Source organism: Flavobacterium frigoris (assembly GCF_900111075.1).
GTDB classification, from domain to species: Bacteria; Bacteroidota; Bacteroidia; order Flavobacteriales; family Flavobacteriaceae; genus Flavobacterium; species Flavobacterium frigoris.
This window is the reverse complement of sequence record NZ_FOFZ01000040.1, coordinates 1-1,860: the sequence shown is the minus strand read 5'-3', so window position 1 is coordinate 1,860 and position 1,860 is coordinate 1. Positions and strand designations below refer to the sequence as shown.

Genomic DNA, 1,860 nt, shown 5'->3' with positions numbered 1-1,860 from the left:
TTTTTGAGTAGCACTTGGAAACGTCAAAAGCTCAAGCTTTTGCAGGAAAAGCTAAAGGTAAAAGTGCTAGAAAAAGCAGAAAAGAAACCATTTTTACCCCAATGTCCGTGTTGCAAAACGGGTAATTTACATCGAATAGCGGTTTTTGACCAGCGTGGTCCGCCTGCTTGGTATCTTGGCGGTAGCCACAGTTCTAGTTCCTATGAAAGCTAATTTTGTGGGTAAGGGCACGTATGCCCAAACATGAAGCAAAACAGGATAAAATTAGCCTGATTTACACTCCAAAAAAAAAGAGGCTCACTGGCCTCTTGAAATCCTCCAAATAATTTTACGATAACCCCATAGTGTTGACGGCATGTAATCGGTTCCGTTCAACCGCGGGTTCATTGTTCGTTCTTCGAACGCAACGAAACCCTAGCTGTTAGCGGTAGTTATTCTATTCGTTTCAATAATCTGTAGTAAATTACATTTCCGTTTCCATCGTCCAAAGTCATCATTAAATTTCCTTTTTTTAAGAAGTCATTAATGTCCATTGCAAATAAATTTACGCCCCATAATTCTTGATAGTCTTTAATTTCTTTATTATCAATAGTTAGAAACTGTCCTTCTAATTTATAATTTGGTGTTTTGTCTTTTGGTAAAACACTAAAAGTTTCTTTCAAGTCTTTCAAAGAGTAATTACTATCTTTGTCAGACATCATAGAATATACTTTTCCATTTTCGTAAAATGCAAACCATTGATATTTTTGAGGCCAAGGATTTTCTTTATTTATTTTATCTTCATTAGGAAGTTCAATTTTTTTCCAGAAACCGATAAGTTCTGAGATTTTTGGTGGTCCGCCTGCTTCGGATTTATTGTCTTGTCCAAAAACATTAAACGAACAGAATATTAATAAGATTAAAATATAATTTTTCATAGTCATAATGTGCTTTAAATAATCTATTTTTTATTTTAAATGTCTGATTTTGTGCGATTTCGTTTATAATTACCGCTAACGTTTCCCACGCTTGTACTTGCTGTGGACTTCGTAACCTTTCAATTTTCTGCTTTGCAGAATTATGATGCGAAAATGTAATTCCACTAAACCCACAGTAAGTACAAACGTGTGTTATGCCTTCGGTTTTTCGCCCCAATTTTTTTCGGTTACAATTTTCGGTTTCACTTCCGCACCGTTTAAGTCGGAAACAATTTTAAATTCAAATTATTATGAAATATAAAAAAGCACTTATGTTAGAAGCTATTTTTGGAATAATAGCTATTATTATTTCTTGTTTAATTTTTGATGTTTTTGGTATTTTCTAAAACTAAATATAGCCCAAAATATTGTTTTTAGAAACATTACTAAAATAGAAAATCTTAAAAACTCTATTAATGTTAAACCTAATTCAAAAGAAATATAAGTTATTACAATCATCCAAAAATATAATGAAAAACCAAAATGCAAGGCTATTTTATCATACAATAATTCGTCCAAATAATTTTTTTCGTCATATTTATTATTTGTGTAGTCTGCGTACAAATAATACGAAATCATTTGGCTAATTATCCAACATATTGAAACACCTAAAGATAAACAAATTGCTAATAAAGAATTTTCTTCAATAACATTCCTTTTAAATATAAACAATTGTAAAAAACTTAAGCAGCTTATAGCAAAAAACATTATTAATGAGTTTTTTTGGATGGGTTCTATATCAAATATTTCTTTAATCATTTTTAAATTTTAATTATTATAAAAACATTACATCTATTTAATCACTTCGGGGCGGATTCAAGGACCTATCGCAACAAGTCCATTTATTAATAGTTATTCAAAGTTAATTTTTTTGAGGAATATTGTCATCAAATTCAGAATAACT

General features: G+C 30.5%; 2 protein-coding genes and 1 pseudogene. 1 reads left to right on the top strand and 2 read right to left on the bottom strand.

Annotation, left to right across the window (positions count from 1 at the left end):
* A pseudogene (locus BMW63_RS18305) lies at window positions 1–213 on the top strand (IS91 family transposase); the annotation flags it as partial.
* Between the two features lie 218 nt (window positions 214–431).
* Here the strand turns inward: BMW63_RS18305 and BMW63_RS17650 are convergent.
* Together BMW63_RS17650 and BMW63_RS17640 are read right to left on the bottom strand one after the other, a co-directional pair.
* The gene (locus tag BMW63_RS17650) at window positions 432–917 is read right to left on the bottom strand and encodes a hypothetical protein (protein WP_074724778.1); all 486 of its coding nucleotides are present in this window, start codon (window positions 915–917) and stop codon (window positions 432–434) included.
* Window positions 918–1,262: 345 nt separating this feature from the next.
* The gene (locus BMW63_RS17640) at window positions 1,263–1,715 is read right to left on the bottom strand and encodes a hypothetical protein (protein ID WP_074724776.1); all 453 of its coding nucleotides are present in this window, start codon (window positions 1,713–1,715) and stop codon (window positions 1,263–1,265) included.
* Window positions 1,716–1,860 lie beyond the last annotated feature (145 nt).